The sequence below is a fragment of the Methanocalculus sp. genome (genome assembly GCF_030651615.1).
Classification (GTDB): Archaea; Halobacteriota; Methanomicrobia; order Methanomicrobiales; family Methanocorpusculaceae; genus Methanocalculus.
Map to the genome: position 1 here is coordinate 1 of NZ_JAUSCG010000106.1, position 6,665 is coordinate 6,665.

8 protein-coding genes and 1 pseudogene are annotated in these 6,665 nt (G+C 52.1%); 3 read left to right on the forward strand and 6 right to left on the reverse strand.

Translation table 11 applies throughout. The features are described from left to right. The 6 genes and pseudogenes from Q7V06_RS04490 to Q7V06_RS04515 all read right to left on the reverse strand — a co-directional run. Positions 1-411 (reverse strand): annotated as a pseudogene (locus Q7V06_RS04490) (arginine--tRNA ligase); the annotation flags it as partial. After that, complete coding sequence (gene prf1 / locus Q7V06_RS04495; protein WP_304838730.1) at positions 411-1,688, reverse strand: peptide chain release factor aRF-1; 1,278 nt, start codon at positions 1,686-1,688, stop codon at positions 411-413. The pseudogene Q7V06_RS04490 and the gene prf1, both read right to left, overlap by 1 nt. Positions 1,689-1,754: 66 nt before the next feature. Continuing rightward, a complete protein-coding gene (locus tag Q7V06_RS04500) occupies positions 1,755-2,261 on the reverse strand; it encodes an NUDIX hydrolase (RefSeq protein ID WP_304838733.1) in 507 nt (168 codons plus the stop codon). Then, entirely contained in the window at positions 2,258-2,929 is a 672-nt protein-coding gene (gene queC / locus Q7V06_RS04505; RefSeq protein WP_304838737.1) for a 7-cyano-7-deazaguanine synthase QueC, read from the reverse strand. Before queC ends, Q7V06_RS04500 begins: the two co-directional genes overlap by 4 nt. 4 nt (positions 2,930-2,933) lie before the next feature. After that, a complete protein-coding gene (locus Q7V06_RS04510) occupies positions 2,934-3,569 on the reverse strand; it encodes a radical SAM protein (protein WP_304838741.1) in 636 nt (211 codons plus the stop codon). After that, positions 3,550-3,954 carry a 6-carboxytetrahydropterin synthase gene (locus tag Q7V06_RS04515; protein ID WP_304838744.1) on the reverse strand — a complete coding sequence of 135 codons (405 nt, stop codon included), beginning with the start codon at positions 3,952-3,954 and terminating at the stop codon, positions 3,550-3,552. The genes Q7V06_RS04510 and Q7V06_RS04515 overlap by 20 nt, the downstream gene beginning before the upstream one ends. A 165-nt stretch (positions 3,955-4,119) precedes the next feature. On the opposite strand from Q7V06_RS04515, the gene Q7V06_RS04520 reads away from it, so the two are divergent. The 3 genes from Q7V06_RS04520 to Q7V06_RS04530 all read left to right on the forward strand — a co-directional run. Continuing rightward, complete coding sequence (locus Q7V06_RS04520) at positions 4,120-4,548, forward strand: 30S ribosomal protein S12 (protein ID WP_304838748.1); 429 nt, start codon at positions 4,120-4,122, stop codon at positions 4,546-4,548. Positions 4,549-4,553: 5 nt separating this feature from the next. Then, on the forward strand, positions 4,554-5,144 hold the full coding sequence (locus tag Q7V06_RS04525) for a 30S ribosomal protein S7 (RefSeq protein ID WP_304838751.1): 591 nt from the start codon (positions 4,554-4,556) through the stop codon (positions 5,142-5,144). Positions 5,145-5,165: 21 nt separating this feature from the next. Then, positions 5,166-6,665: elongation factor EF-2 (locus Q7V06_RS04530; protein ID WP_304838754.1), on the forward strand; the 1,500-nt coding region annotated here is incomplete at its 3' end.

Sequence of the window (6,665 nt, forward strand, 5' to 3'; positions counted from 1 at the left end):
GGCAAGGGTATCACCGATAATGGTATTTCTGATATGCCAGACATGAAGCGGTCCGTTTGGATTTGCACTTGTATGTTCGAGGAGAACCCGTTCATGTTTCTTTGAGAGGGTCCCATATCCGGGTCTTCGCGCCTCTGCAACTGAACGGGCGAGATAATCGCCACCGAAGACGAAGTTAAGGTATGGCCCGACTGCCGATACGGTGATTCCTTCCATCTCAGGTCTTGCCCTGATCTCCAGCGCGAGCTCTGCTGCAATCAGTGCAGGTGCTTTCTTCTGTTTCTTTGCAAGTGCGAACGCAACCGTGGATGCAATATCAGCATGGTCACCTCCATCGACAAGGAGAGCATCCTCCTCACCGGTGCATGATCTGAGCATGCGTTCAATCTGGTCTATTGTCTCTGAAAACATTATAATCCGGTCCGGTACCGCAGGATCGCGGCGATGCCGCCGAAGGCATTGAAGAGCATTGCACCCTCTTCAAAGTCATCCGAGATGATCTCGACTTTGGTGCTGCTCTGGTCGGCGAGATTTGTCATCTCTTCGATGATATCGGTCTCCTCTTCAAGGAGAAGCGGGGAGGTGCATTTTGGACAGCTGCCAAAGTCGATATCTGATATCTTCTTCCCGGCTTCTGATCGAACAGTCCGCTCCTCAGAATATCCACAGGCACCGCATTGGATCTGAAGGCGGACTTCCCGGAGTTTTGTTGAAAGGAGCAGGATATCAACAGCCCCCGCTTCAAGGTTCTTCCTGATGCTCGATTCACCATATGCGGCAACACCGTCATCCTTAGTCAGTTCTTTGAAGAACCGGGACATGATCGCCTTCTCCCGCATCAGGTCGACACCTTTTAAGGCTTCACCTGCGGCATCAACAAGCTCGGAGAGGCCGCTCTCATTTGTATAGGCAACATCGAAGAGGCCAAGCACCTTCTTTCGTATCTCATGGTGCAGGTGATCTCCGGCTGCAAACTCCTCTTTTGTTGGTGTCGGCCCACCGATGAGAAGACCTTTAAACCGCTCAAAGAAGTCCTTCTCAGCAAGGAAGGTCTCACTTGCACGTTCACCGATCTTCTTATAGAACTCATTGATCGCAATCAGCCGGAGCCGCTCAAATCGTGCGGCAGACTGACCACCTTTACGCTGCTTGCCGGGAACAGTCGAGGTCGTCCCATTGATTGGTTCGATCCTGTTGCCACGGAGGAACCCCCAGTATGCCTCACGGCGGTCGAGGACAAGGAGACCATAGACGAACTTCTCTTCAAGCATCTGCCTGAGCGGTTCAAGCTCGAAGTTCGAACTGCACCGATAGATGTATGTCTTCAACGGCTCGGGGGGCTCGATGACGATCGTCTCGTGTACTGTCCTGTCCCCTCCGACGTTGACGGTCCCGGAGAAGACTGCCATTCCATTCTCCGGAGGATTTTTGTAGTTCTTCAAACGTGAGAGGATTGAGGATAGCGCACTCTGTACATTCGTCTTCGTCTGTTTGCTTTTAATGTTCGCACACTGCCCAAACTCATCGCGGAGCTGTGCCGTCACATCGTATATCTGCTTATCCGGAGGAATATACAGGGAGATCAGCTCGGTTCCGCTCCCCTCTTTCTCCTGGAGCCGCTCGAGCATCTTCTTAAACTCGTATCGGCGGCGTGCCTCATCCTTCTCTGTCTGTACTGTTTCAGCCATGGGCGTATGTCACCGTAATTAAACCTTTTATTATTGTTCTTATGATCCAATAAAAGTGATGATTCCTCAGGATCTCTCCTCTCTGCACCGAAAGAGGAGAGAGATCGTCTTGGCATCGATGATCCTTCCATCCTGTGCCATCGCTTCAGCCTCCTTTCGGGAGATTTTAACGACCTCAATCACCTCATCATCATCAGGATCATAGTCATCTGCCGGTGTGAGGTTGCGCGCTTCATAGAGGTGGAGCACCTCATCGGTATAGCCGGGTGAGGTCATGATGACACCCCGGGGGATGAGTTCTGCGGATCGCATCCTGACCTCCTCGATCAGTTCCCTCGAAGCGGTCTCTTCCGGGCCCTCACCCGGCTCCATCGTTCCGGCAGGTGCTTCGTAGATATAACCTCCAATTGCCGGACGGAACTGCCGGATCAGGTAGCAGTCATCCCCATCACAGGGGAGCATGGCAACAGCACCCCCCGGATGAACGATGATCGTCTCCTTCCTCCTGCCATTGGGGAGATCAATCGTTCGCAGTTCGATGAAGAGCCGTTTACCCTGATAGATGATCGTCAAATCAGACTCCGGTACCGGATCGGGTCATCTCTACCGACAGTTCGGAATGCCTCAAGGCGATAGTGACAGGATGAACAGGTGCCGCATGCGAGATCATCCTCCTGATAACAGGACCATGTCTCTTCATAGGGAACAGAGAGGGCAAAACCCTCCTTCAGGATCTCTGTCTTGTTCATCCTGACAAACGGTGCCATCAGCGTAATCGGTTTCTCTGACATTGTGCCGAGATCAACGACCTGCTGGAACGCATCAATGAACTCGGGCCTGCAGTCCGGGTACCCGATATAATCCCCGGCCTGAACGCCGATGAAGATCGCATCTGCCCCGCGTGCCTCACAGAAACTGGTTGCAATCGCGAGGAGGTTCGCATTCCGAAACGGCACATAGGTGTTTGGCCGTTCGTGAGAAGATTCATCAAACCCTTCCACTGCAATCTCCGGATCGGTGAGGCTGCTTGCACCAAACATCCTGAAGTAATCAAGAGAGATGACAACAGGAGGTTCTGCACCGAGGAGTCTGCTGATCTTCTCCGCGCACCTGAGTTCTTTTGACTCGGTTCTCTGACCATAGGTGATATGGAGAGGGAGGATATCATACCCCATATTCTTCGCATAATACGCGAGAGTGGCTGAGTCCATCCCACCTGATAGGAGACATACTGCTTTCATGGTTTTACTGCACCCCGATTTGTTTGTGGAGCTGCATCTGAAGCCTTATTGGGTGATCCCAGGTGATTAACGCCCTTGCAATTGCAGAGTAATCCGAGCCAAAGACCGGAGAGATGAAGATCTCACCGGCAATTCTGTGGGATCGGATCTGTTCATCTGCATAGGTGAGATCGGTTTCGTCTGCAACAACGAACTTGACAGTGTCATTCTGCCGGAGATCTGCAAGGAGTGAGAGATCGCTCCTCTCACCGGATGAAGGGCATTTCACATCCATGCAGACGGATGCATACGGAAGAACCTGAGTGAACGGAATAGTTCCGTTCGTCTCGATCTCTATACGATAGTCCTCCCCGGAGAGGGTTTGTAAAACAGGGAGAAGTTCATCCATATGGAGAAGTGGTTCACCCCCGGTAACACAGAGGTACCTGACACCACTCGAACGAATCCCGGCGATGATCTGTTCTGTTGAGATTTCATCACCTGCATCATCATTCTGCGCATCCGGCGTATCACACCATCGACAGGCAAGGTTGCACCCTGCCAGACGGAGGAAAGTACAGCGCGCCCCCTGATGTTTTCCTTCACCCTGGAAACTGGTGAAGATCTCAACAACCCTCATCTCAGCGCTCGACCTCTGCATAACAGGTGGCGGCTTCCCAGACCCTCACCCTCGTGACACAGCATTGAAGCCCCATATCGCGGCAGGCGCCATCGATATCATCTGCAATCCTGACTGCAAGGAGTTCGCTTGTCGGATCACCCTTTGTGGTGATGACATCCTGAAACCGAGAGAGGCATTCAACCATCGGATCGTCCTCATTGAGGATCACCTGATGATCATAGATCTCAACGAGTTTTTTTATGCAATTATAGTCAATGAGGATCTGCGTCTTTTGGTCCACAGCTCCTTCGAGCCATACCTCGGTGCGCCACCGGTGGCCATGCAGACGGGCGCACTTTCCATCATAATGGAGAAGCCGATGACTTGCATCGAAGAAGACCTCCTTGTAGATGCGGACGGACATGTGGTTATCCATTGGAGGAGAAAACGTATAAGGTTATTATTAGAGACCACGCATGAATGTAGGAACGCGTGGTCTGCGGATAGTATATAAAACACTTCCGCGCAATATGTATTCCAGATTCTGGAGTATCCACCGGATCAAAAACCAGCATATAGAGGTTTATACATGGGACAGGGAAAATTTGCAGCAAGAAAACTTCAGCGCGACGCAAAAAAGTTCCGCTGGAGCGATTCGAGTTATGCACGCCGTGCACTTGAACTGAAACTGAAAGCCGATCCACTCAAGGGATCACCACAGGGTCGTGGGATCGTCCTTGAAAAGGTCGGTGTCGAGGCAAAACAGCCGAACTCAGCTATCAGAAAGTGTGTCAGAGTACAGTTAATTAAAAATGGTCGTCAGGTGACTGCATTTGCAGTTGGCGACGGTGCGATCAACTTCATTGATGAGCACGACGAGGTCACAATTGAGGGCATCGGCGGTCGTATGGGCCGTTCAATGGGTGATATCCCGGGTGTCAGGTTCGTTGTGACCGCAGTGAACAACGTCTCACTCCATGAACTTGTTATGGGACGCAAGGAGAAGGCGCGCAGGTGAGTATCGTGACAGAAGAAGAACAGACCACCCAGAAAGCCATCCTCCTCTTTAACAAGTGGGATCCATCAGAAGTTGTCATTAGAGACCCGGGTCTTGAACGCTACGTGACCATCAAATCCATGGCAGTCCCGCACAGCTGTGGAAGACTCACCCAGCAGCAGTTCACCAAATCCTCAATGGCAGTTGTTGAACGGCTGATCAACCGACTGATGCAGGTAGCGCATAACACAGGAAAGAAACAGCTCTGCACCAAGATCGTGATGGATGCATTCGATATCATTCACACCAAGACGAAGCAGAACCCCATTCAGGTTCTCGTTGATGCAGTCGCAAACGCCGGTCCCCGTGAAGAGACGGTTCGACTGAAGTATGGTGGTATCAACGTGCCAAAGTCAGTCGATACCGCCCCAATCCGAAGAGTAAACACCGCGATGAAGTACATCGCAACCGGTGTCTGGAGAGGTTCACACAAGACGAAGCGAACCGCATCCCAGGTCCTTGCCGACGAGCTTATTGCCGCTGCAAAAGGCGACTCCAAGTGTTTCTCTGTAGGAAAGAAAGAGGAAGTCGAGCGGATTGCAAAATCCGCCCGCTAATCCATACTTTTTTGGTGAACTATGTCACGCGGCAAAAAGATGGTAGAGCGAGTTTCGGAACTGATGGATAAACCAGAGTACATCCGAAACATCGGTATTGTTGCACATATTGACCACGGGAAGACCACATTCTCTGACAACCTCCTTTCAGGAGCAGGGATGATCTCTGAGGAGCTTGCCGGAAGACAGCTCTTCATGGACTCCGATGCAGAGGAGCAGGCACGTGGAATCACAATCGATGCATCGAACGTCTCAATGGTCCACGAATACAACGGCAAAGAGTATCTGATCAACATGATCGATACGCCAGGTCACGTCGACTTCGGCGGAGATGTCACCCGTGCAATGCGCGCGGTTGACGGCGCGATCGTTCTCGTTGATGCAGTCGAAGGGCCAATGCCCCAGACCGAGACGGTTCTTCGCCAGGCACTCAAAGAGGGTGTCCGTCCGATCCTCTTCATCAACAAGGTTGACCGTCTCATCAACGAGCTGAAGGTCGATCCACAGGAGATGATGATCCGACTTGGCCGTGTCATCGATAAGGTCAATAAACTGATCAGAGGGATGAGCGAGAAGATGTACACCGAGGGGGGCTGGAAGCTTGAAGCTGCAAACGGAACCGTCGCCTTCGGATCAGCCCTCTACAACTGGGCCGTCTCAATCCCCTACATGCAGAAGAGCGGTATCTCCTTCAAAGAGGTCATCGACAAGTGCAACGCCGGAGACATGAAGGGTCTTGCAAAGTCAAGCCCACTTCATGAAGTGATCCTTGACATTGTTGTGAAGCACCTTCCAAATCCGGTTGATGCACAGAAGCGGCGTATCCCGATCATCTGGCACGGAGATAAGGAGACTGTCGAAGGGAAAGCAATGCTCACCTGCGACCCAAAAGGTCCAGTAACGATGATGGTCACCGATATCTCCTTTGACCCGCATGCGGGTGAGGTTGCAACCGGTCGTCTCTTCTCAGGGAAACTTAACCGTGGGATGGAACTGTACGTCATAGGAACGGCAGGCAAACCAAACCGGCTCCAGCAGGTCGGTATCTTCATGGGCCCAAGCAGGGTCGAGGTGGAACAGATCGTCGGCGGAAACATCGCCGCAGTCACAGGGTTAAAGGATGCATTCGTCGGTTCAACCGTCACCTCCAAACAGGATATGGCACCATTTGAATCACTGAAGCACTACTCCGAACCCGTCATGACCGTCGCTGTCGAAGCGAAGAACATGAAGGATCTCCCCAAGCTCGTCGAAGTGCTCCGGCAGGTCGCCAAAGAAGACCCGACGATCCGTATCACCATCAACGAAGAGACCGGTGAGCACCTGATCGCAGGTATGGGCGAACTCCATCTTGAGGTCGTCACCGGCCGTATCCGCCGTGACAAGAACGTCGATATCATCACATCCGAGCCTATCGTCGTCTACCGTGAAACCGTCACCAAGAAGGCAGGTCCTGTCGAAGGGAAGTCTCCAAACCGCCACAACAGATTCTATATCGAAGTTGAGCCTCTAGACCAGGTC